Origin of the sequence: Agrobacterium sp. BT-220-3 (genome assembly GCF_025910175.1) — a bacterium.
GTDB lineage: Bacteria > Pseudomonadota > Alphaproteobacteria > Rhizobiales > Rhizobiaceae > Agrobacterium > Agrobacterium oryzihabitans.
This window is the reverse complement of the sequence record NZ_JAPAIX010000005.1, coordinates 282,182-303,925: the sequence shown is the minus strand read 5'-3', so window position 1 is coordinate 303,925 and position 21,744 is coordinate 282,182. Positions and strand designations below refer to the sequence as shown.

Genomic DNA, 21,744 nt, shown 5'->3' with positions numbered 1-21,744 from the left:
CCATGTCCTCCACCGGACCGGAATGCGAATTATAATAGATGTTTTATTATATTTTAGAGATATCTTTTATTCAAGGGAAATTCCATCTGCGGTTTAATTCCAAGCGGTTGGCGTCTTGCCGTGCTTCTTGTAGAGCCGAGGGCAAGCTCTTATCTCTCGCTCAGTCAGAAAGTTTCAACGCGGAAGCGTCAAGGGAGTTCCGAATGATATTCGATGCGGCAAGGCTGGCGTTTCAAAATCTCTTCGCCGCCGAGACCCGGTCTGTTTTCTGGAAGGTTCTGGGGCTGACGCTTCTGGTGCTGGCGGCGCTGTGGTTCGCCATCCGCTCCATCTTCATCTATTTCGCCCTGCCGTGGGTGGATACGCTGATCCCCGGCGTGCCAGATTGGGCGGGATGGCTGACGTTCGTTTTCGCCATTTTCGCCGGCATAGGACTGGCGCTGGCACTGGCGCTGCTGATTTCGCCGGTCACCGCCGTCATTGCCGGCCTGTTTCTCGACGATGTCGCCGAAGTGGTGGAAAAAAAGACCTATCCCGATGATCCGCCAGGCCAGGCGATGCCGATCGGCGAGGCGGTGCTTTCCTCGATCAAGTTCTTCGGCGTCGTTATTGCCGGCAACCTCATCGCGCTTTTGCTGCTGCTGGTGCCGGGCGTCAACCTCATCGCGTTTTTTCTGGTCAACGGCTATCTGCTGGGACGGGAATTCTTCGAATTCGCGGCGATGCGTTTCCGCTCGCCGGCAGAAGCGAGGCTGTTCCGCTCAAAACACCGCACCACCGTGTTTATGGCCGGGCTGGTGATCGCCGCATTTCTTGCCGTCCCGTTCCTGAACCTTCTGACACCGCTTTTCGCCGCCTCGATGATGGTGCATCTGCACAAGGCCGTCAGCCGGCGTGATCCTTCATTGGCCGCTGGCCGCACCGAACAGCTGCGCGGGTAATTCCACCAGCGGCGCCGGAATATCGAAGGTCTTTTCCGGCGACTTGCAGATATCGGCAATCACGCAGCGTTCGCATTCCGGCTTGCGCGCCTTGCAGCAATAACGCCCGTGCAGGATCAGCCAGTGATGGGCATGGAACAGATATTCTTCGGGAATGATGCGGACGAGCCGGTCTTCCACCTCGTCCGGGGTTTTCCCCGGCGCAAGACAGAGCCGGTTGGCGATGCGGAACACATGCGTATCCACGGCAAGCGTGGGCACGCCGAAGGCCATGGACATCACCACATTGGCCGTCTTGCGGCCGACGCCCGGCAGGGTGACCAGCTCCTCGCGGGTCCTCGGCACCTCGCCGCCGAAATTGTCGATCAGCATCTGCGACAGGGCAATGACGTTTTTGGCCTTGTTGCGGTAAAGCCCGATGGTCTTGATGTGGCCGATCAGCTGTTCTTCGCCGAGCGCCAGCATTTTTTCCGGCGTGTCGGCCACCTTGAACAGCGCCCGCGTCGCCCGGTTCACGCCCACATCGGTCGCCTGCGCGGAAAGCGCCACGGCCACCAGCAGGGTGAAGGGATTGGTATGTTCCAGCTCGCCTTTCGGCTCCGGCCGCTGGATGGAGAAACGTCGGAATATTTCGGTCAGTTCGTCCTTGGAATAGGCCGTCTTCACCCGAACCGGTTTGCGGGCGGATGTCGCATTTGACTTTTTCAAGGTTTGGGTGCTGGATCGTTTTTTGGCGACTGTCATGACCTATCTATAGCCAGCCCGCCTTGAGGAAATCAACGTGGATACGCTCAACGACCAGCCGATTTTCGCGGCGGAACTCGTTCCGCACCGTTCGCTTGGCAGAAGAGGTTTCCGGCTGCTTCTTGCCTTGTCCGGGCTCGCCTGCCTCCTTTATGGCGGTTTTTTCCTCGCCAGCGGCGCATGGCCCGTCGGCCTGTTTTTCGGGCTGGATTTTCTGCTGCTTTATGTCGCCTTCCGCGCCAATTACCGGGCCGCAAAGGCGCGGGAGGAGGTCTGCGTCTCGCGCACGAGCCTGTCGATCCGCAAGTTCTCGCCGGCAGGGCGCATGGTGGAGCATCGCTTCAATCCCTTCTGGGCGCGCTTCAGGGTTCAGCGGCACGACGAAATCGGCATTGTCTCCATGCATGTGACGGGCGAGGGGCGGGCGACCGATATCGGGTCGTTTCTCAATCCGGATGACCGGGAAAGTTTCGCCAAGGCGTTTGGCGGTGCGCTGGCGACTGCCAGGCGGCGGATGTGAACGGATCAGGAAGTGTCGACGCGCTCTGCCGCCCTCATCCCTGTGCTTGTCACAGGGATCCAGCCAGCCCAAGTCTTTGGGATGAAAGGACTCTTTCCGCCACGCGGACGCGCGTCGGCTGGATTCCTGTGACGAGCACAGGGATGAGGGGGTGGGGATATTCCGGCAGATAAAACATTTAGGTTGCGTATTGTGATGCAACGCAAGAAACGGGTGGAGACCGACGCGCTTTGGTGGTTTTCTGTGAAGCGTTAGGAGAAATGCGATGAACGCCAATATCATGCTGAATGAAGACATCACCCCCATCGGAACGGATTACGATACGGTGCGCGGGGTTATCGAGCTTTTGACGCTGGATTATCGCGAGCAGCCCTCCCTTGAAGCCATCGCCGCAGAGCTCGGCCAGTCGCCGACGCAATTGCAGAAGACCTTTACCCGCTGGGCCGGCCTTTCGCCCAAGGCTTTCCTGCAGGCCGTGACGCTCGATCACGCCAAAAGGCTGTTGCGCGAAGAGGATTTACCGCTGCTGGAAACCTCGATCGAGGTCGGCATGTCTGGCCCCGGACGCCTGCACGATCTGTTCGTCACCCATGAGGCCATGTCGCCCGGCGAATGGAAGGCCAAGGGCGGCGGGCTGACGATCCGTTACGGTTTCCACACCTCGCCCTTCGGGCTTGCGCTGGTCATGGTGACAGATCGCGGCCTTGCCGGCTGCGCCTTTGCCGATGCCGGTGAGGAAAGGGCCTGTTTCGAGGACATGGCCGGCCGCTGGCCGAATGCGGATTATGTCGAGGATCGCGAAGCGACGGCGCCCTATGCCGCGCGCATTTTCGATCCGTCCATGTGGTCGGCGGACAGGCCGCTGCGCGTCGTGCTGCTCGGCACGGATTTTCAGGTGCGGGTTTGGGAAAGCCTATTGAAAATCCCGATGGGCCGCGCCGTCACCTATTCGCATATCGCCTGCGATATCGGCCAGCCCACGGCTTCCCGCGCAGTCGGTGCGGCCGTCGGCGCCAACCCTGTTTCCTTCGTCGTTCCCTGCCACCGTGCTGTCGGTAAAAGCGGGGCGCTGACCGGTTATCACTGGGGCCTGACCCGCAAGCGGGCGATGCTCGGCTGGGAAACGGGGAAGGTGTGAGGCTGGTCTCCCTCATCCCTGTGTTTGTCACAGGGATCCAGCCAGCCCAAGTCCTTGGGCTGAAAAGACTCTTCCCGTTGCGCCGACGCGCGCCGGCTGGTTTCCTGTGACAAGCACAGGAATTAGGAAGAGACTGAACGCCTGACGAGGCCTAAACCAGCTCCATCAACGCCCTTGCCGCCGCCTCATCTGTAATCAGCGTATTACATCCGATACGTTTGATTGTGGCGCGGATGGCGACGGCGCGGTGGGCGCCGCCGGAGGCAAGGACGATATGCCTGGCCTTGCGCAGCGTGTCGAGATCGATCGCCATGGCGCGCTGATTGATCGGGTGATCGACGGAACGGCCTTCCGCGTCGATGAAGTTGAACATCGTGTCGCAGACACAGCCGGCGTCTATGAGTTCCTGAAGCGTCGCCTTCGAAATGAAGCCTTCCGACAGCGATGTCGAATGCGGCCCGATATCGCCGCAGGAGACAATGGCGAGATCAAGAGTTTCGGCCAGATCGTAAAGCGTCGCAAGTCCGCATTTTTCGATCAGCGCCCGTTTGGTCTCGACGGAATCCACCAGTAGCGGCGCGAGGAACATGTAACATTCCGCGCCGAGCGCGCTCGCCAGCCGCCAGGTGTAATCGAGCGGGTTGGTCTGGTGCACGGCGACGATGCCGCCGAGCAGTGAGACGACCTTGCAGTTTTCCCTGCGCGGCGGACGAAAGCTCGATAGCGATGCGGTCATGGTGCGGCCCCAGCCGACGCCGATGGTGGCGCCATTCGGCACCGCTTCGGAGAGAAATTGCCCGAGCGCCAGGCCCACGGCCTTGGCGGTGCCTTCAGCACTCGCCTTGCCGGGAGATGAGCCGGGGGAGGGAATGATCACCGCCTCATCCAGCCCATAAGCTGCCTCCAGCCGGCCGGCGAGCTCGACGAAATCCTCAATGCCTTCATTGATCCAGATCTGCACCTCGGAGCGCTTCATCGCCTCGTCGAGAAGACGGATGACGGTGGAGCGGCTGATGCCGAGTTTCTCGGCGACATCTTTCTGCGTCATGCCCTGATTATAATAGAGCCATGCGGCGCGCAGCCGCAGAGACGCCGCTTCCGAATAGGCCGTATGGGTTTCTCTTCTCAGTTTCGCCACGGTTTCCGCCATTCTTTATGGACGGCCGAGTATCGCAGGCGTGAAACTTATGTCAATTGCGATGCGCAAATGTCTTGACTTTTGGCCCTGTCGCTTGCGATAGTCGGAGCCGGACAGAACCGCGATTTCGGCCTTGGGCGCACCCATGGTGCGGGAACGAAAAGACGGCTTGGCAAGTTTTGAAGAGATCATGAAGGATCATTCGGTATGACGTCTAAACTCGAACAACTTCGCGCCATCACAACGGTTGTTGCCGATACCGGCGATATCGAGGCGGTTGCGCGCCTGAAGCCGGTGGATTGCACCACCAACCCCACCATCGTTCTGAAAGCTCTCGGCACGCCCGCTTTTGCGGATGCGGTGAAGGAAGCCGTCGCCTGGGGCAAGAAGCAGGGCGGCCAGTCCGACGCCGTCGTCGCTGCCGTTGCCGATCGTCTCGCCATTTCCGTGGGTGCGGCTCTCGCCGGCCTCGTTCCGGGCCGTGTGTCGACCGAAGTCGATGCGGACCTTTCCTTCGATACGCAGGCCTCCATCACCAAGGCGCGCCACATCATCGCCGCCTACAAGGAGCGCGGCATCGAGCGTGAACGCATCCTCATCAAGCTCGCTTCCACCTGGGAAGGCATCAAGGCTGCCGAGGTTCTCCAGTCCGAGGGCATCGACTGCAACCTGACGCTCCTGTTCTCGCAGGCACAGGCCATCGCCTGCGCCGAAGCCAAGGTCTTCCTCATCTCGCCTTTCGTCGGCCGTATCCTCGACTGGTACAAGAAGTCGACCGGCGAGACCTACACCGCCGAAACCGATCCGGGCGTTGTGTCGGTGCGCAGCATCTACAATTACTACAAGGCCAATGGCATCAGCACCGTCGTCATGGGCGCATCTTTCCGCAATGTCGGCGAGATCGAGGCGCTTGCCGGTTGCGATCGCCTGACGATCAGCCCGGCTCTCCTGGAAGAGCTGGACAAGGACACCGGTACGCTCGAGCGCAAGCTTTCGCCCGACAACGCCAAGCCGGAGGCGCTGCAGTCGCTTGACGAAAAGGCGTTCCGCTGGGCGATGAACGAAGACGCGATGGCAACCGAGAAGCTTTCGGAAGGCATCCGCCTGTTCGCAAAGGATCTGGTGACGCTGCGCGAAATGGTCCGCAAGGAACTGACGCTGGCTGCTGCTTAAAGGGCAAGAGCTTAGGCTTTCGGCAACCTTGCCGAACACGCGACGTCATCCTCGGGCTTGTCCCGAGGATGACGAAAAAGGGGAGGTCGCCTCCCTTGCCTTTAACGTCGGCGGAACATTTTACGTTCTCACCGCGTTTACACCACATAAATCTCCAGTCACTCAAAACGCGATCGGGCCCCTGCCGGTCGCGTTTTTTGTGTGTTTCAGTCGCTTCCGTTTCCCGTCGCCACTTCGGAAATGCGCTTTGCCGCATCGCGGATCAGCGCCTCGCAGGCCTCGCGCGTGGGCGCCTTGCCGCCAAGCGGGGTGATGTAGGGGCAGGTGATGACGGCAAGTGCTGTGCCGTCGAGCGTCAGCACCGGGGCGGAAATATTGCGCACGCCAGCGGTCTGAAGGCTGTCCATGGATTCAAAACCCTGTCGGCGCACCTCCGCCAGCCGCTCGGCAAGGCCTTCAGGCACTGTTTCGCCACCGCCCCGCACCTGCTCCGTGATCATGATCTCGCGTTGGGCGTCTGTCTGGAAGGCCAGAAGCACGTGGCCGGAACCGGTGTGGAACAGGCTCATCTGCGCCCCCACCCGCAGGGACATGGCCCAATAGGTGGAGGATTCCTGCTGGGCGATGACGACCACGCTGCCGCGGTCATAGACCGCCAGATGGCAGGCCTGCGCGGCGCTTGCGGAAAAATCGCGCATCACCGGTGCGGCAAAAGAAACGAGGCGGCGGATCGGTGCGTGGAAATGCGCCAGCCCGAACATCTTCAGCGTCAGCGAAAACCGGTCGCCCTCCAGCCGCTGCACGTAACCGCGGCGCACCAGCCGGTCCAGCATGCGGTAAAGTTCGTTCGGGCTTTTGCCGATCGCCTTGGCGATCTCGATCTGCGTCAGCCCGCCATCGGTGCGGGCCAGAAGCTCGAGAATATCAAGGCCCTTGTCGAGGGCAGGAGCGCGGTATCTTTCGCTGTCGTCGTCGGTCATCTGGCCTCGATGGTGTTTTGCATGGTTGCCGGGCGGATATGGCAACCTAAAAATATGGTTGCCCGATGCCCGCCATCCGCGCAAGTTTGCTTGACGCCATATGAATACCGCGTTTACATATGAATTGTCGATCCATATTTGAGATCATCGAAATTCAGCGGTCCGGTCCCCGATGGGCGGGCGCGCCATAGCGGGAGGCTATTCATGGTGCAGGATTTTAACGGTCGGACAGTGGTGATCACCGCCGCCGGCCAGGGTATCGGCCGGGCGACGGCGGAGCGGTTCATATCGCTCGGCGCGCGCGTCATTGCCACCGATATAAACGAACAGGCGCTTTCCACCCTGAAAGGTGCGGAAACGCGGGTTCTGAACGTGCTGGATGGCGATGGTGTGAAGGATTTCGCCGCCGATATCGGCCATGCCGACGTGCTGTTCAACTGCGCCGGCTTCGTTCATTCCGGCACCATTCTCGATTGCGAAGAAAAAGACTGGGATTTCTCCTTCGATCTCAACGCCAAGGCCATGTACCGCACCTGCCGCGCCTTCCTTCCCGGCATGCTGGAAAAGGGCAAGGGCGCGATCGTCAACATGTCCTCGGTTGCATCAAGTGTAAAAGGCGTGCCGAACCGCTTCGCTTATACCGCCTCAAAGGCGGCCGTCGTGGGATTGACCAAGGCCATTGCTGCCGATTTCGTCACCAAGGGCATTCGCTGCAACGCCATCTGCCCCGGCACGGTGGACAGCCCGTCCCTGCATGACCGGCTGCGCGCCACCGGCAATTACGAACAGGCTCTGGCAGATTTCATCGCCCGCCAGCCGATGGGCCGCATCGCGACGCCGGAAGAAATCGCAGCTCTCGTGACGTATCTCGCTTCTGATGAGGCGGGCTTCACCACTGGCCAGATCCATGTGATCGATGGCGGTTGGACGGGCTGATTTTTTTAAGGGAAATGCGAGAGGCGACCGGCGTAAAAGCCGGTCGCCTTTTTTCATTCAGACGACCGCGCTTCCGGCCATCAGTGCAAGCACGAGGAAGACCAGGAAGATCACCACGGCGATGAAGAACAATATTCGGGCCACGCCCGCTGCCGCCGCCGAAATGCCGGTAAAGCCGAATACGCCCGCGATCAAAGAAATAACAAAGAAAATAAGAGCCCATTTCAGCATGGAGCTTCCCCTTTCGCTTAATTTTCAAGAGTCTGCCGTCTTGCAGCGGACTCTCGAAAATGACGCGCAAAAGGCGAAAATGTTCCATGCGCCCGCAAAAATCGTTGTTTTAAATCGCCGTTTCACGCGCCGCATTGATGCGATGGGCTTTCCAGGTGGTGCGGATGAAGGTGGCAACGAAGGCGAGGCTCATGAAGAGCACGATTGTGGGGGCAGGCGCGCTGTCGATCAGGAAGCTTAGCCATATGCCAGATAGCGATGAGATGACCGCTACCGCAATCGCCACGACGAGCATGGTGGAAAAGCGCCGCGTCAGCAGGAAAGCGATTGCGCCCGGCGCCACCAGCATGGCGACAGACAGGATGATGCCCACCGCCTTCAGCGCGCCGACGACAGCGAGCGACAGAACCATCAGCAGGCCGTAATGCAGCACACGCACCGGCAGGCCGATTGCCTTGGCATGCTGCGGATCGAAGGCGTTGACCAGCAGGTCCTTGCGCAGAAGCGTCAGGAACAGCGTTGCGCAAAGCGCAATCAGGCCAGTTTCCAGCATGTCTGACGGGGCAATGCCAAGCATGTCGCCGAAGAGGATGTGATCCAGATGTACGTCGCTCTGGACCTTCACATAAAGCACCAGCCCCAGCCCGAACATGCCCGAAAAGACGATGCCGAGCACCGTATCTTCCTTGATGCGGCTGTTTTCCTTGATGAAACCGGTGCCGAGCGCGCAGATCATTCCGGCGATGAAAGCGCCGATGGAAAGCGGAATTCCGGCAATATAGGCGATGACGACGCCCGGCAGAACGGCGTGCGAAACTGCGTCGCCCATCAGCGACCAGCCTTTCAATACCAGAAGACACGACAGCATCGCCATCGGCACGGCGATCATCAGCGTGATCACGAAGGCATATTGCATGAATGGCAGTTGGAACGGCAGGATGGCGAGTTCGAGATATTCGCTCATGGCGTTTCTCCAATCGCCTTGCGGGCTTTGGCTCTGGAAGCGAGAAGCCCGTGTTTCGGGGCAAAGACGAAAGCGGCAAGGAAGATCGCCGTTTGCAGCACGACGATGACGCCGCCTGTTGCGCCATCGAGGAAATAGCTGAGATAGGCGCCGACGAAGCTGGTGGCCGCGCCGATCACGAGGCTCATCAGGATCAGCCGCTCGAAACGGTCGGTCAAGAGGTAGGCGGTTGCACCCGGCGTCACCACCATAGCGACGACGAGGAAGGCGCCGACCGTCTGCAGGGCTGCGACAGTGGAGGCGGCGAGCAGGGTGAAGAAGATCACCTTCAGCACTTCCGGCTTCAGACCCACGGTGCGGGCGTGGTTTTCATCAAAGAACACCACCATGAAGTCGCGCCATTTCAGCGCCAGTACGAGGAGGCTGATGCCGCCGATCAGCGCGAGCTGGATCGTATCTTCGGTGGTGATCGCCAGAATATTGCCAAGTACGATGGTCTGGATATTGATCGAGGTGGGCGAGAGCGAGACCATGAATAGTCCGAGCCCGAAGAACGAGGTGAAGATCAGCCCAATGATCGCGTCTTCCTTGAGCCTCGTCTTCTGGTTCAGGAATAGCATGGAGCCGGCCGCAAGCCCGCCGGAGAGGAATGCCCCTAGCGAAAACGGCATGCCCAGCATATAGGCGCCCGCCACACCGGGGACGATGGCGTGCGAGAGCGCGTCGCCTATCAGCGACCAGCCCTTCAGCATGAGATAGGCTGATAGAAAACCGCAGACACCGCCCACAAGCGCGCTGACCCAGATGGCGTTCAGCATGTAGCCATAGGTAAAGGGCTCAAGAAGGCTGTTTATCATCGACTTTTTCCTTCGGAGCGTCAGGGTCGTGCCCGTTCTGGCCGTTCTTTCCGTAGATCACGAAGGGCCGCTCGTCATCGGTGATGACCTTCACGCGGCGCGGATCGGCGTCGTCATGCAGGTCGGCTCCGCCAAGGATGAAGTGGCGCAGGCTGCCGCCAAAGGCCTTTTGCAGGTTCTCCTCGTTGAAGGTATCCGCCGTCTTGCCGGAGGCCAGCACAGTTCCCTTGACGAAAACGGCGCGATCGCAGAATTCCGGCACGCTGCCGAGATTATGAGTGGAAACCAGCATGACGCGGCCCTCGTCGCGCAGCGCTTTCAAAAGGGCGACGATCTGTTCCTCCGTCGTCACATCGACGCCGGTGAAGGGTTCGTCCAGCAGGATGACCTGGCCCTCCTGCGCCAGCGCACGGGCGAGAAACACCCGCTTCTTCTGACCGCCTGAGAGTTCGCCGATCTGCCGCTTACGATAGTCGAGCATGTTGACGCGTCTCAGCGCCTCCTCCACCATCTGGTGATCGCGTTTTGAAGGGATGCGCAGGAAGTTCATGTGGCCGTAACGGCCCATCATCACCACATCCTCCACCAGCACCGGAAAGCTCCAGTCCACCTCTTCGGCCTGCGGCACATAGGCCACGAGGTTTTTGCGCAGAGCGTCCTTCACCGGCAGGTCGAAAATCGAGACGGAACCGGCGGCCAGCGGCACGAAACCCATGATCGCCTTGAAAATCGTGGACTTGCCGGCGCCATTGACGCCGACAAGTGCAGTGATCGTACCGCGTGGAATGGAAAAGCTGGCATTTCTTAATGCGGTGTGGCCGTTTCGATAGGTCACTGTCGCATTTTGAACCGTCAGGCCGCCTGCGGTTTTTTTACCGCCCATCCTCATGAGGACAGTCCTTTTGCAATCGTGCTGCTGGTTACCTGCAGCAGATCGAGATAGGTCGGCACCGGCCCGTCGGCCTCGCTCAGCGAATCCACGTAGAGTATGCCACCGTAAGCCGCACCCGTTTCCTTTGCCACCTGTTCGGCCGGATCGGCGGAAACAGTGCTTTCGCTGAAGATGACCTGTATATTATGTTCGCGCATGGCATCGATCACGCCGCGCACCTGCTGCGGCGTTCCCTGGCTGTCGGCGTTGACCGGCCACAGGAACAGTTCCTTCAGTCCGAAATCGCGGGCGAGATAGGAAAATGCGCCTTCGCTTGTTACCAACCAGCGCTTGTCCTGGGGAAGGGCGGAAAGCTCGTCGCGGATGGGCTGAATGGTGGCTCTGATCTTGTCCGAATAGGCCTTGGCATTGGCGGCATAGACATCGGCATGGGCAGGGTCTATCTCGGCGAGGCCTTTGCGGATATTCTCCACGTAGATCAAGGCGTTATCGGGTGACATCCAGGCGTGCGGATTGGGTTTTCCCTGGTAGGCGCCGCCGCTGATCGCCATCGGCTTCACGCCGTCGCTCACCGTCACGCTCGGCACGCCGGAGAGGTTTGCCAGGAACTTCTCAAACCACAATTCCAGATTGAGACCGTTGCGTAAAACGAGATCGGCCTTGCGGGCTTTGAGAATGTCGCGCGGTGTCGGCTGGTAGTTGTGAATTTCCGCGCCCGGCTTGGTGATGCTCTCCACCTCGGCCGCGTCGCCCGCCACATTGCGCGCCATGTCGGCGATGATGGTGAAGGTGGTAACCACCGTCGGTTTTTCCTGGGCAATGGCGGCGGCGGGCAGGAAAAGCGAAAAAGCGAAAACGGCATGCCGGATTTTAAGGAAATTCACGTCTGTCACCGAATGTTGTTGCGATTAATTCTCAATACCATCTGTTATAAAATCACACTTGTCAACGCTATTGCAAATCATTCGCAATTTAGTGGAATTCGCAAATGTCCGAAAATGGTGCGTTTTTGCCGGTGCCATGCTGCGCGGGTTAAACTTTTTTCAATGAGAAAGCGGCACTATCGCAAGGCTTGGGACAGCGTGGTCCTGGGCTTTATCCCGCGTGTGTTCCTCATCCTTCGAGCCACGTTTTGGGGTGAGGGCGATAGGCGGGGTACTGGATGTCAGGATGTTGCGGGTGAAGGCTGTATTCGGACGAATGCGGTTTTCGCGCAAACTCGTTATGATCGGAGGCGGGATCCTGCTTTTGGCGGGTGCGACCGGTTCTGCTGCCGTGTTCATCGGCAGTGAGCGGCTGCTTGGCCCATCCTATGCCTCCGCCAACGGGCTTTCGTGCGACGCAGTCCAGACAGTCAACATCCGCAAGAACGGCTCCCTTTGGGTGCGCAAATTCATCCGCACCGATGGCGGCGACGGCACGGAGCGGTTAAAGACCGCGCTGCGCGTCGCCAGGGCGGTTTACGACAAGCAGAAGCCGGATCTGGTGCAGGTTTCCGTGCTCGACAAAAACGGACCGCAATTGCGCTCGGAAATGCGCGGTCGCGCCATTGCGGCGCAGGTGGTCTTCATTGCCGACCCGGCAAAAATGCCCGAGGGCGCCGATGCCCAGCATTACTCAGCGTTTTATTATGATGGTGCCGCCAATGGCAGCGGCCAGTTTTACGGGCTTCGCATCGATCTGCCGCTGGAAGACAGCGAAGCGATGGCGGCAAGCCTGACGGATGCGACCGATTGCGCGACACCCGCTTCGGATGCCGCTGCCGAAGGCCACGATGGCAAGGCCGCAAAAGCGGCATCGGGCCACGGCGAAACCAAGGGCGAGGGCGCACATGACGCCGCGCCGGAGCAGACGAATGACGGCGGAGCCGCCCATGGCGAAACCCCGTCTCCGGAGGCTTCGTCTCCCGAAGCCCACGGCGAACCTGGCGCCGATGAGCTTCTCACCTCCACACCGGAAGCCGATGGCGGCAGCATCTTCAGCCTGACCTATCTGAAATCACTGATCTTCGGAAAAGGCTCGACGACTGCGCAGGCGGCGGAGGGGAAGCCAGCTGAAAGTGCACCGGCGAAAGAGCCGGTTGCGGGGAAGTCGGGGCATTAGGGGACAGCGGATTTAAACTGAATCCACAATATGCCACGGGAGGATTTTTCGCACGAGCCTACCCATCTTCCTTCATCCCTGTGCTTGTCACAGGAATCCAGCCGACGCGCGTCTGCGCGGCGAAAAAAGCCTTACCAGCCCAAAGACTTGGGCTGACTGGATTCCTGTGACGAGCATAGGAATGAGGGACACGGATGGGCTGGCTGACGGAGACTATCGGGAACTTCGTCGCATGAAGCTCCCGTGTCGTTCTTTGCTTAATCCGCCTTGTTGCGGCGGGCCGGAAACAGGATGACGTCGCGGATCGACGGGGCGTTGGTCAGAAGCATGATCAGACGATCGACGCCGATGCCGAGACCGCCGGCGGGCGGCATGCCCTGGTCGATGGCGTCGAGGAATTCCTCGTCCAGCTGCTTGTCCTTTTCGCCGCGGGCGTGCGCCTGTTCCAGCTGCTCCACCATGCGGCGGCGCTGCTCTTCAGGATCGTTGAGTTCGGAGAAGGCGTTGCCAACTTCCCAGGCGTTGCAATAGCTTTCGAAACGCTCGACGAGGCGCGGTTCGCCCGGCACTTCCTTGGCGAAAGGCGAGATGTCCTTCGGGAAATGCGTGACGTGGCTCGGCTGGATCAGCGTGCCTTCCACCTTCTCTTCGAAGATGAAGGCAAGGCATTCGCCCCAGGTCCAGTCCTTCTCGACGGCAAAACCGGCGGCCTTGGCAGCGGCGCGGGCTTCTTCATCCGTCTTGATCGCGAGGAAGTCGATACCGGTCGCTTCCTTTACCGCGTCGGGCATAGGCACGCGCTTGAACGGACCCTTGAACGAGATCGTCTGGCCCTGGAATTCAACCTCGGTCGTGCCGTGCAGGGCAATCGCCAGCGTCTCGAACAGCCGCTCCACGAGACCCATGATGTCTTCGTAATCGGCATAGGCCCAGTAGCACTCCATCATGGTGAATTCTGGATTGTGCCGGGTGGAGACGCCTTCGTTGCGGAAGTTGCGGTTGATTTCGAAGACTTTGTCGGTGAGGCCCGAAACCAGCGTGCGCTTCAGGAACAGTTCCGGCGCGATGCGCAGATACATGTCCATCTTCAGCGTATTGTGGAAGGTCTTGAACGGATCGGCCGTCGCACCGCCATAGATGGTCTGCAGCATCGGCGTTTCCACTTCAAGGAAGCCTTCGGCCTCCATGAAACGGCGAATGCCGGAGAGAATCTTCGAACGCTGCAGGAAGCGCAGCTTGGATTCCTCGTTGGAGAGAATGTCGAGATGGCGCTTGCGGTAGCGCAGTTCGATGTCGGAGACGCCGTGCCACTTTTCCGGCATCGGCAGCAGCGACTTCGTCAGCATGGTGATTTCTTCGGCGTTGATCGTCAGCTCGCCGCGCTTGGTGCGCCGCACCTTGCCGGTCACGCCGATGATGTCGCCGATATCGATCATCGGCAGCAGGTTGCGCGCCGTTTCCGGCGTCGTATCCTTGTGGGAGAAGATCTGCACCTTGCCCGAGGCGTCATGGATATCCATGAACATGCCGGAATTGCGCGAGGAATAAACGCGACCGGCCACCGTCACCGTATCGCCGGTTTCGACGTCGGCTTCGATATCGGCATATTTTTCCGCGAGCTCCGCATTGCTCATGGTGCGGTGGAAATGCGCCGGATAGACATCGCCGATCTGCTCGCGCAGCAGCGCAAGTTTCTGGCGGCGCACTTCGGTAGCGTCGGAGGAGAGGGCGGTGGTTTCGGTTGTCTTGTCGTTCATCGTTCAATTCCTGTTGCGGCGTTGCCGCGGCGACCATCGCCTCCCGTATCCCTCATTCCTGTGCTTGTCACAGGAATCCAGTGCGCCCAAGTCCTTGGGCGCGGGAGACCTCAATTCATTCTTTCACGGCGCAGACGTGCCGTGGCTGGATTCCTGTGACAAGCACAGGAATGAGGGGTGGATGTAAAACCCGCCCCGGCAGGCATCAAACACCGCTGCCAACCATCGTGGCCACAACGGCAATCGCCATCTTCAGCCGCTGGCGCACCACGGAGCGGCCAAGCAGCGCCATCGAGTCAAACAGCGGCAGCGAGCGCGAGGAACCGGAGACGGCGACGAAGAGCGGCGGCGTCACCACGCGCAGCTTCTTGCCGGTGCGTTCGGCAACATCGCGCAGCTCGGCCTCGATCGCTTCCACGTTCCAGTCCGGCATCTTTTCCAGATCGGCGGCAACCGTGGTGAGGATTTCGTGGATTTCCTCCGGCTTGCTTTTGAGACCGGCAAAGGAAGCAGGCGTCACGCCGACATCGCTCGAAAGCAGGAAGCCGGCAAGGTTCGGCAATTCGCCGAGCTTGGAAATGCGGCTCTGGGCGAGCTTCAGGCCTTCGGTCAGGCGGGCATTTTCCATCGCCCATTCCAGGGTGCGGGAAATGAACTCCTCCGGCGAAAGCTTCTCGCGCAGCCAGCGGCCGTTCAGCCAGTCCAGCTTCTGGATATCGAAGATGGCGCCGGCCTTGGAAAGCGCTTCCGGGTCGAACTTCGCCGCCAGCTCTTCCATGGTCAAAAGCTCTTCGCCTTCGGCGATCTGGATGAAGAACAGGCCAAGGAAGTTCATCAGCGCTTCCGGCAGGTAGCCGAGCGCGGAGTAATAGGAGATCGAGGTCGGGTTCTTGCGCTTGGAGAGCTTCGACTTGTCGGCGTTGCGCATCAGCGAAAGATGCATGAACGTGGGCTGCTCCCAGCCGAAATAACGGTAAAGCAGGATGTGCTTGGGCACGGATGCCAGCCATTCTTCGCCGCGCGCCACATGGGTGATCTTCATCAGATGGTCGTCGATGACGTTTGCCATGTGATAGGTCGGCATGCCGTCGGCCTTGATCAGCACCTGCATGTCGACCGAATCCCACGGGATAGAGACATCGCCGTAGACGCCGTCATGGAAATCGCACGAACCTTCGGTCGGGATCTTCATGCGCACGACGTTGGGCTCGCCGGCGGCAACGCGGGCGGTGACTTCTTCTGCCTTCAGGTTGAGGCAGTGACCGTCATATTTCGGCGGCTTGCCGGCGGCGCGCTGCGCCTCGCGCATCTGCTCAAGCCGCTCGGGCGTGCAGAAACAGCGAAAGGCATGGCCCTTTTCCAGCAGCTCTTCAGCATAGGGCCAGTACATCGGCTTGCGCTCGGACTGGCGATAGGGGCCGTAGGGGCCACCGACATCGGGACCTTCCGACCAGGTGAGGCCGGTCCAGCGCAGCGCCTCCAGCACCTTCTGCTCATATTCGAGGGTCGAGCGGGTGGCGTCGGTATCCTCGATGCGCAGGATGAACTCGCCGCCATGTTTTTTGGCGAAGAGATAGTTGAACAGCGCGATATAGGCGGTGCCGACATGCGGCTCGCCGGTGGGGGAAGGTGCGATGCGGACGCGAACGCCGGAAGTGGTCATGAAATTCACTCGTCGTGACGGGGCAGTGAGATCAGGGCTTTTTCACCCTGACATCACGAAGTTTTCGTTTGAATGCGGTAGGAAATCATGCCGAAAGGCGCGTGTCACGCGCGCTTTTGCACATTCCCGTTCGGCATCGGCTTAGGCCATATTATGCCGCAGGCGTCAAGAAAATAAGGACGTTGGGCTGTCTTTGCCTCGGTGCACCGCCCGAACCAAACCACCCTTAATTCACCGGCCAGACGTAAAGCAGCATGGGAATGCTGGCGATGACGATCATGATCGACAGCGGCAGTCCGAGGCGTGGATAATCACCAAAACGATAACCGCCGGGACCCATGACCAGCGTATTGCACTGGTGGCCGATGGGCGTGAGGAAATCGCAGCCGGCGCCGATCGCCACCGCCATCAAAAAGGCCTCCGGCCTAAAGCCGAGCGTGGTGGCGAAACCGGCGGCGATGGGGGCCATGACGAGAACGGTTGCGGCATTGTTGAGGAAGGGCGTCACCGCCATGGCGGTGAGCAGGATCATGCCCAGCGCGGCAAAGGGCGGCAGACCTTGCGCCGCGTGGCCGAGCCAGGCGGCGATAAGCTCGCTGGCGCCGCTGGTGCGCAGACTGTCGCTGACGGGAATGAGGGCGGCGAGCATGACGAGGATCGGCCCGTCGATCGATTTATAGACCTCGGTCAGCGGGATCGCGCCGACGACGATCATCAGGAAGGCGGCGGCGAAAAAGGCCACCGAGACCGGCACGAGCCCGCTGCCGGCAGCAATCATGGCGGCGGCAAGCACGATGACGGGCAAAAGCGCGCGGCGCTGCACGCCAAGCAGGATTTCCCGCTGTGCCAGGGGCAACAGGGAAAATTCCTGCAGCACCTGTGGCAGGTTCTTGCGGCTTCCCTGCAGCAGAATGACATCACCCGCCTGCAATGTGAGTTCGGAGAGCCGCTGGCTGACACGCTGGCCGCGCCGGCTGACCGCGATCAGATTGACGCCGCGTGTATAGGACAGCGCCAGTTCGCGCGCCGAAATTCCGTTGAGAACGGATTCGTTGCTGATCACGGCTTCCATGGAGATGAGGTCGGCGGTCTTCTGGCCGTTTTCGGTGAGCGGCTTGCCCGATAGCAGCAGCTTGGCCTGCGAGACGATGCGGTCGAGGCCTTCCGGGTTGCCTTCGAGAAGAATGGTATCGCCGGGCTTCAGATTGACATCGGGGAAGGGGGAGATGCGCCGCGGTCCGCGCAGGATGGTGCTGGCAATCACATCGCCATCCGCCTGTTTCAAAAGCTCGCGCAGCGGTCTGTCGGCAAAGGTGCTGTCTGCGGGCAGCGTCGCTTCGGCGGTATAGGCCGACTGGTCGAGAATATCCTCCACCGATGCCTGCTGGCGGTTGCGAACCGGCAGCAGCCGGTAACCAAAGGTCAGGAAGACGATACCGATCACTGTCAGCCCGAGGCCGACGGGGGTGAAGTCAAACATTGAAAAGCTCTGCCCCGTCATTTCCTCGCGCAACCGCGAGACGACGATGTTGGGCGAGGTGCCGATCTGCGTCATCAACCCGCCCAGCAAGGCGGCAAAGGCCATGGGCATCAGATAATAGGAGACCGGGCTGCCGGATTTGCGGGCGAACTGAAAGGCGACCGGCATCATGATGGCGAGCGCGCCGATATTCTTGATGAAGGCCGACATGATGGCGACGACGATCATCAGAAAGGCGAGTTGCAGCCCTTTGGAATGCATTTCGGGGAAATATTTCTTGATGGTCATGTCGACGATGCCGGAGCGCGCCACGGCCGAACTGACGATCAGCGCGCTACCGACGATGATGACGATATCGTCGGAAAAACCGGAGAAAGCCTTCTCGAAAGGCACGACACCCACCGCCACCGCCACCAGCAATGCGCTGCAGGCGACAACATCATAGCGGAACCTGTCCCAGATGAACGCGACCATCATGCCGGCGATCACGGTGAAGGCGAGGATCTGGTCGGTTGTCATGCTGGCTGTTGCTTTCGAAGGAGAGACGGCGGGATTTGCTCTATCGATGAGGATATCGAAGAACGCAAGCCGGGGTGAAGCGGTTCCGGAGTGGGATGGTCATTCATATCTCTCGCGCCATACCGGTCTTGAGCCGGTATCCAGCCGACGCGGCTCTCACGCGACGAGGGGAGTCTTTTCAGCCCAAGGACTTGGGCTGGCTGGATGCCGGATCAAGTCCGGCATGACGGAGCGGAGGGATCGTCAGAGAAGAAAATGGGCAATGTCGTCCCAGGCTGGATTGAGATCTTCAATCAACTTGATCTTCCATGCCCGCGGCCAGTTTTTTATCGTCTTTTCTCTCGCAATTGCGTCCGTGACGAGAGCGTATGTTTCGAACCACACAAGCGTCTTAACGCCATAACGGGTTGTGAAGCCGGGCGTCAAATTGTTCTGATGTTCATATAAACGGTGAGAAAGGTCGCTTGTTACGCCAGTATAGAGCGTGCCGTTTCTTTTGGATGCAAGAATATAAACGTAACCTTCGCGCATGAGAAAAGCATGCGCAAAGGTCATTGTTTGGCAAGAGGTGAAATTATTTCCGTCATACCGGACTTGATCCGGTATCCAGCCGACGCGCGTCTGCGCGGCGAGAAGAGTTTTTCAGCCCAAGGACTTGGGCTGACTGGATGCCGGATCAAGTCCGGCATGACGGAAGTGCGGTCAATGTGCCTCTTCAGCACTCGCCTTCTTCCGACGCCGCGCGTTGCGAGCGAGCATGTTGAGCAGTTCCACCAGCGCCGAAAACGCCATGGCGGCATAGACGTAGCCCTTGGGCACATGGAAGCCCATGCCTTCGGCGATCAGCGTGGTGCCGATCATCATCAGGAAGGCGAGCGCCAGCATGACGATGGTGGGGTTGCGCTCGATGAAGTTGGCGAGCGGGGTTGCGGCCAGAAGCATGACCGCAACGGCGAAGACGACGGCGACGATCATGATCGGCAGATGCGGCGTCATGCCGACGGCGGTGATGATGCTGTCCACCGAGAAGACCAGGTCGAGCAGCAGGATCTGGCCGATGGCCGCGCCGAAATTCATCGCCACGGGGCCGCCCACCATGTCTTCCTTGTGATCTTCAGGGTCGACATTGTGGTGGATTTCCTTGGTGGCCTTCCACATCAGGAAGAGACCGCCGGCGATCAGGATCATGTCCTTCCAGGAGAAGGCATGGCCGAAGATTTCGAAGACCGGCGTGGTGAGCTGCACGATCCAGGCGACGGTGCCGAGCAGGCCGAGGCGCATCACCAGAGCAAGGCCGATACCGATCTTGCGGGCTTTTTCGCGCTGTTCGGGCGGCAGCTTGTTGGTGAGGATCGAGATGAAGATCAGGTTGTCGATGCCGAGCACGACCTCCATGACGATAAGCGTGACAAGCGCCACCCACGCAGCGGGGTCGGACAGGAGAGGGAGAACGGACTCCATCAGGGAATTTTTCCTTTCAGCAACAAGGCCAGCCGAGAATTCGGTCAACGAGATTTATAGCGCAATACGCGAGAAACAAGGAGATGAAGTCTTTGCATGGCAAGATTTCATCGAAATTTCGCGCAAACCGCGTATTGGCGTTCCCGCCGTTGCTGAATGATCTCAGGCCTTGTCGGTTCCGTAGGCGGCCATGAACACCTTGATGGCGCTGGTAATCACCCGGTCCAGCTCCTCTTCGGGCACCGGACCGTCGATTTCTCCGAACAGCCGCAGCTTGAAGAAGGTGCCGGTGGAAAGCTCTATATATTGTCGGGCAGCCAGCTCGACGTCATCCACTTTCAGGTGGCCGAGCGCGACATGGTGCTCGATGAAATCCTGAAGCACGGTGCGGACATTGTTGGGTGCTGCGATGAAAAAGCGCTGCGCCAGCTTCGGCATGCGGTCGATGACGCCGATGACCGAGCGCATGGCGGGGATCATCTCGGAACAGATCATCTTGTTGGCGAAAGCCTTGCCGAACTGTTTCAGGCCCTCGCGCACCTCTTCGGTTCCGGCCAGAATATTGCGCATGGAGGTGGCGAATTCCTGCCGGTGATGGTCGACGAGGGCGGCGAACAGATCTTCCTTGTTGGAGAAATAGACATAGATCGTGCCCTTGGAAACGCCTGCTTCCCGGGTGATATCGTTCATGCTGGCCGCATCGAAGCCCTTGCGCTTGAACACGCGCCAGGCACCCGCAAGTATCTGCTCGCGCTTTGCCGGGTCCTCGCCTGCCGCAAAACGCCCGGCGGGACTTCCGGGACAGCCCGTTTCCATGTCCGTTTCAATATCCATGTCTTCCCCTGCCATCGTTATCGCCTCCTAGCACGGCAATGGCGTAAAAAAAATTAACCAGGCGTCGAACCAATCGGTTCGATAACACTTGATATGTGTCAGGAAAGAGATTATGTCAATCGAACCGAACGGTTCAGTTCGAAAAACTTTCTTCAATCTATCACGGTAAGCTCTCATGTCGGCCCAGAAGAATAGCGCGGTTCGCGCCGTCAACGATGCGGAAGAGGCGGATGTTTCCGCCAAGGCCGAGACCTCTCCGGCAAAGCCGGTCGAGGCCCCGCCTCAGGCCCCGCCTCAGACCCCGGCACAGACCGTCGCCGCACCGAAGCAGAAGAAGCGTTCGAAGCTTCTGCCTGTTATCGCCATTGCCCTTCTCGCCGGTGCCGGCTGGTATGGTTACAACTGGTGGGTCGACGGTCGCTTCATGGTCTCGACGGATGATGCCTATATAGAAGGTGACATTGCGGTCATCGCTCCCAAGGTTTCCGGTTATATCGCCAAGGTCAACGTGGTCGAAAACCAGGAAGTCAAGGCCGGCGATCCGCTGGTGACGCTGGACGATGGCGATTATCGCATCGCGCTTGAGCAGGCCGAAGCGCAGATCCGCACCGAGGAACTGTCGCTGAAGCGCATCGATGCGCAGATCGTCGGCGGCGAAGCGTCGCTTGAGCAGGCCGTTGCCCAGAAGGGCGCACTGGATGCTGCCCTTCGCGGCGCGGAAATCACCCAGAAGCGCGCCAGCGAATTGCAGGCGAAGGATGTCGGCACGGTTGCCGCTTCCGATAGCGCCCAGGTTGCCCTCGATCAGGCCAAGGCGAATGTTGTCGCCGGCGAGGCGGCGATTTCTTCGGCAAAGGCCAATGTAGAACTCCTGCGCGCCCAGCGCGAGGAGGCCGAAAGCACCGTCCGTTCGCTGCAGCTTTCCCGTGACAAGGCCGCCCGTGACCTGTCCTTCACGGTTCTGAAGGCGCCCTATGACGGCGTCATCGGTAATCTGGCGGTTCAGAACGGCGATCTGGTTTCGGTCGGCAAGCGTCTGGCATCGCTGGTGCCGATGAACGAGCTTTATATCGACGCCAATTTCAAGGAAACGCAGCTGGCCCGCGTGGTGCCCGGTTCGAAGGTCCGCGTTCACGTGGATGCCTTTGACGATGCGACCATTGAAGGCACGGTGCAGTCGATTTCGCCCGGCTCGGGCTCGGTCTTTTCCATGCTGCCGCCGGAAAATGCGACGGGCAACTTCACCAAGGTCATCCAGCGCGTGCCGGTGCGCATCGTCTTTTCGAAGGAAGACCTTGCCAAGCACAATCTGCGCGCGGGCCTGAGCGTCGTTGTCGATGTCGACACCCGTACGGCGCCGGAAGCCACCAAAACGGCGCAAGTTAACCCGGAAGCCAAGTAAGGCGCATCGCT

The 21,744-nt window shown here is 59.8% G+C and carries 21 protein-coding genes; 7 read left to right on the top strand and 14 right to left on the bottom strand.

Annotated features, from left to right (window positions below):
- Positions 1-203 precede the first annotated feature (203 nt).
- Positions 204-941: a sulfate transporter family protein gene (locus OK142_RS16290; protein WP_216333513.1), complete on the top strand. Its 738-nt coding sequence runs from the start codon at positions 204-206 to the stop codon at positions 939-941.
- On the opposite strand, the gene nth is transcribed toward OK142_RS16290, so the two are convergent.
- Positions 903-1,685, bottom strand: coding sequence for an endonuclease III (gene nth, locus OK142_RS16285; RefSeq protein ID WP_216332023.1), 783 nt, complete (start codon positions 1,683-1,685; stop codon positions 903-905). The genes OK142_RS16290 and nth overlap by 39 nt on opposite strands.
- Before the next feature lie 37 nt (positions 1,686-1,722).
- Between nth and OK142_RS16280 the strand changes: the two genes are divergently transcribed.
- Positions 1,723-2,205: a DUF2244 domain-containing protein gene (locus OK142_RS16280; protein ID WP_003499072.1), complete on the top strand. Its 483-nt coding sequence runs from the start codon at positions 1,723-1,725 to the stop codon at positions 2,203-2,205.
- A gap of 265 nt (positions 2,206-2,470) precedes the next feature.
- On the top strand, positions 2,471-3,343 hold the full coding sequence (locus OK142_RS16275; protein WP_498683901.1) for a methylated-DNA--[protein]-cysteine S-methyltransferase: 873 nt from the start codon (positions 2,471-2,473) through the stop codon (positions 3,341-3,343).
- 151 nt (positions 3,344-3,494) lie between these two features.
- Here the strand turns inward: OK142_RS16275 and OK142_RS16270 are convergent, their stop codons facing one another.
- Positions 3,495-4,493, bottom strand: coding sequence for a sugar-binding transcriptional regulator (locus OK142_RS16270; RefSeq protein WP_137039622.1), 999 nt, complete (start codon positions 4,491-4,493; stop codon positions 3,495-3,497).
- Positions 4,494-4,688: 195 nt separating this feature from the next.
- Between OK142_RS16270 and tal the strand changes: the two genes are divergently transcribed.
- Positions 4,689-5,654, top strand: coding sequence for a transaldolase (gene tal / locus OK142_RS16265; protein WP_003499079.1), 966 nt, complete (start codon positions 4,689-4,691; stop codon positions 5,652-5,654).
- A gap of 206 nt (positions 5,655-5,860) precedes the next feature.
- Here the strand turns inward: tal and OK142_RS16260 are convergent, their stop codons facing one another.
- Entirely contained in the window at positions 5,861-6,634 is a 774-nt protein-coding gene (locus tag OK142_RS16260; protein ID WP_082184893.1) for an IclR family transcriptional regulator, read from the bottom strand.
- Positions 6,635-6,838: 204 nt separating this feature from the next.
- Between OK142_RS16260 and OK142_RS16255 the strand changes: the two genes are divergently transcribed.
- On the top strand, positions 6,839-7,570 hold the full coding sequence (locus tag OK142_RS16255) for an SDR family oxidoreductase (protein ID WP_003499083.1): 732 nt from the start codon (positions 6,839-6,841) through the stop codon (positions 7,568-7,570).
- 57 nt (positions 7,571-7,627) lie between these two features.
- Here OK142_RS16255 and OK142_RS16250 read toward each other — a convergent pair whose 3' ends face one another.
- The 5 genes from OK142_RS16250 to OK142_RS16230 form a co-directional block, all read right to left on the bottom strand.
- Entirely contained in the window at positions 7,628-7,801 is a 174-nt protein-coding gene (locus OK142_RS16250; RefSeq protein ID WP_003499086.1) for a DUF1328 domain-containing protein, read from the bottom strand.
- 109 nt (positions 7,802-7,910) lie between these two features.
- Positions 7,911-8,765 carry a metal ABC transporter permease gene (locus OK142_RS16245; RefSeq protein WP_082184892.1) on the bottom strand — a complete coding sequence of 285 codons (855 nt, stop codon included), beginning with the start codon at positions 8,763-8,765 and terminating at the stop codon, positions 7,911-7,913.
- Positions 8,762-9,622: a metal ABC transporter permease gene (locus OK142_RS16240; protein WP_498683899.1), complete on the bottom strand. Its 861-nt coding sequence runs from the start codon at positions 9,620-9,622 to the stop codon at positions 8,762-8,764. Before OK142_RS16240 ends, OK142_RS16245 begins: the two co-directional genes overlap by 4 nt.
- On the bottom strand, positions 9,603-10,511 hold the full coding sequence (locus OK142_RS16235) for a manganese/iron ABC transporter ATP-binding protein (RefSeq protein WP_035243157.1): 909 nt from the start codon (positions 10,509-10,511) through the stop codon (positions 9,603-9,605). The genes OK142_RS16240 and OK142_RS16235 overlap by 20 nt, the downstream gene beginning before the upstream one ends.
- Positions 10,508-11,398, bottom strand: coding sequence for a metal ABC transporter substrate-binding protein (locus tag OK142_RS16230; RefSeq protein ID WP_498683897.1), 891 nt, complete (start codon positions 11,396-11,398; stop codon positions 10,508-10,510). The genes OK142_RS16235 and OK142_RS16230 overlap by 4 nt, the downstream gene beginning before the upstream one ends.
- Positions 11,399-11,714: 316 nt before the next feature.
- Here OK142_RS16230 and OK142_RS16225 point away from each other — a divergent pair, with 316 nt between their 5' ends.
- Positions 11,715-12,617, top strand: coding sequence for a hypothetical protein (locus OK142_RS16225; RefSeq protein WP_498683929.1), 903 nt, complete (start codon positions 11,715-11,717; stop codon positions 12,615-12,617).
- A 257-nt stretch (positions 12,618-12,874) separates the two neighbouring features.
- On the opposite strand, the gene lysS is transcribed toward OK142_RS16225, so the two are convergent.
- The 6 genes from lysS to OK142_RS16195 form a co-directional block, all read right to left on the bottom strand.
- Positions 12,875-14,374: a lysine--tRNA ligase gene (gene lysS, locus OK142_RS16220; RefSeq protein ID WP_498683895.1), complete on the bottom strand. Its 1,500-nt coding sequence runs from the start codon at positions 14,372-14,374 to the stop codon at positions 12,875-12,877.
- A 205-nt stretch (positions 14,375-14,579) separates the two neighbouring features.
- Complete coding sequence (gene gltX / locus OK142_RS16215) at positions 14,580-16,037, bottom strand: glutamate--tRNA ligase (RefSeq protein ID WP_498683894.1); 1,458 nt, start codon at positions 16,035-16,037, stop codon at positions 14,580-14,582.
- Positions 16,038-16,263: 226 nt separating this feature from the next.
- The gene (locus OK142_RS16210) at positions 16,264-18,036 is read right to left on the bottom strand and encodes an SLC13 family permease (RefSeq protein ID WP_444759087.1); all 1,773 of its coding nucleotides are present in this window, start codon (positions 18,034-18,036) and stop codon (positions 16,264-16,266) included.
- A 243-nt stretch (positions 18,037-18,279) separates the two neighbouring features.
- On the bottom strand, positions 18,280-18,567 hold the full coding sequence (locus tag OK142_RS16205; RefSeq protein WP_065660368.1) for a GIY-YIG nuclease family protein: 288 nt from the start codon (positions 18,565-18,567) through the stop codon (positions 18,280-18,282).
- A 171-nt stretch (positions 18,568-18,738) separates the two neighbouring features.
- Complete coding sequence (locus tag OK142_RS16200; protein WP_035243161.1) at positions 18,739-19,497, bottom strand: TerC family protein; 759 nt, start codon at positions 19,495-19,497, stop codon at positions 18,739-18,741.
- A 162-nt stretch (positions 19,498-19,659) separates the two neighbouring features.
- A complete protein-coding gene (locus tag OK142_RS16195; RefSeq protein WP_003499109.1) occupies positions 19,660-20,346 on the bottom strand; it encodes a TetR/AcrR family transcriptional regulator in 687 nt (228 codons plus the stop codon).
- 160 nt (positions 20,347-20,506) lie between these two features.
- Between OK142_RS16195 and OK142_RS16190 the strand changes: the two genes are divergently transcribed.
- Positions 20,507-21,733 (top strand): HlyD family secretion protein, encoded by a 1,227-nt coding sequence (locus tag OK142_RS16190; RefSeq protein WP_498683891.1) that lies wholly within the window; start codon positions 20,507-20,509, stop codon positions 21,731-21,733.
- Positions 21,734-21,744 lie beyond the last annotated feature (11 nt).

Excerpts from the sequence above, each read along its gene's own strand:
- OK142_RS16210 (WP_444759087.1), bottom strand. The coding sequence starts at position 18,036 with ATGACAACCGACCAGATCCTCGCCTTCACCGTGATCGCCGGCATGATG.
- OK142_RS16290 (WP_216333513.1), top strand. The coding sequence starts at position 204 with ATGATATTCGATGCGGCAAGGCTGGCGTTTCAAAATCTCTTCGCCGCC.
- OK142_RS16270 (WP_137039622.1), bottom strand. The coding sequence starts at position 4,493 with ATGGCGGAAACCGTGGCGAAACTGAGAAGAGAAACCCATACGGCCTAT.
- OK142_RS16235 (WP_035243157.1), bottom strand. The coding sequence starts at position 10,511 with ATGAGGATGGGCGGTAAAAAAACCGCAGGCGGCCTGACGGTTCAAAAT.
- OK142_RS16200 (WP_035243161.1), bottom strand. The coding sequence starts at position 19,497 with ATGGAGTCCGTTCTCCCTCTCCTGTCCGACCCCGCTGCGTGGGTGGCG.
- OK142_RS16250 (WP_003499086.1), bottom strand. The coding sequence starts at position 7,801 with ATGCTGAAATGGGCTCTTATTTTCTTTGTTATTTCTTTGATCGCGGGC.
- OK142_RS16260 (WP_082184893.1), bottom strand. The coding sequence starts at position 6,634 with ATGACCGACGACGACAGCGAAAGATACCGCGCTCCTGCCCTCGACAAG.
- gltX (WP_498683894.1), bottom strand. The coding sequence starts at position 16,037 with ATGACCACTTCCGGCGTTCGCGTCCGCATCGCACCTTCCCCCACCGGC.
- OK142_RS16225 (WP_498683929.1), top strand. The coding sequence starts at position 11,715 with ATGCGGTTTTCGCGCAAACTCGTTATGATCGGAGGCGGGATCCTGCTT.
- OK142_RS16245 (WP_082184892.1), bottom strand. The coding sequence starts at position 8,765 with ATGAGCGAATATCTCGAACTCGCCATCCTGCCGTTCCAACTGCCATTC.
- OK142_RS16255 (WP_003499083.1), top strand. The coding sequence starts at position 6,839 with ATGGTGCAGGATTTTAACGGTCGGACAGTGGTGATCACCGCCGCCGGC.
- OK142_RS16275 (WP_498683901.1), top strand. The coding sequence starts at position 2,471 with ATGAACGCCAATATCATGCTGAATGAAGACATCACCCCCATCGGAACG.
- nth (WP_216332023.1), bottom strand. The coding sequence starts at position 1,685 with ATGACAGTCGCCAAAAAACGATCCAGCACCCAAACCTTGAAAAAGTCA.
- tal (WP_003499079.1), top strand. The coding sequence starts at position 4,689 with ATGACGTCTAAACTCGAACAACTTCGCGCCATCACAACGGTTGTTGCC.
- OK142_RS16240 (WP_498683899.1), bottom strand. The coding sequence starts at position 9,622 with ATGATAAACAGCCTTCTTGAGCCCTTTACCTATGGCTACATGCTGAAC.
- OK142_RS16190 (WP_498683891.1), top strand. The coding sequence starts at position 20,507 with ATGTCGGCCCAGAAGAATAGCGCGGTTCGCGCCGTCAACGATGCGGAA.
- OK142_RS16205 (WP_065660368.1), bottom strand. The coding sequence starts at position 18,567 with ATGCGCGAAGGTTACGTTTATATTCTTGCATCCAAAAGAAACGGCACG.
- OK142_RS16195 (WP_003499109.1), bottom strand. The coding sequence starts at position 20,346 with ATGGCAGGGGAAGACATGGATATTGAAACGGACATGGAAACGGGCTGT.
- lysS (WP_498683895.1), bottom strand. The coding sequence starts at position 14,374 with ATGAACGACAAGACAACCGAAACCACCGCCCTCTCCTCCGACGCTACC.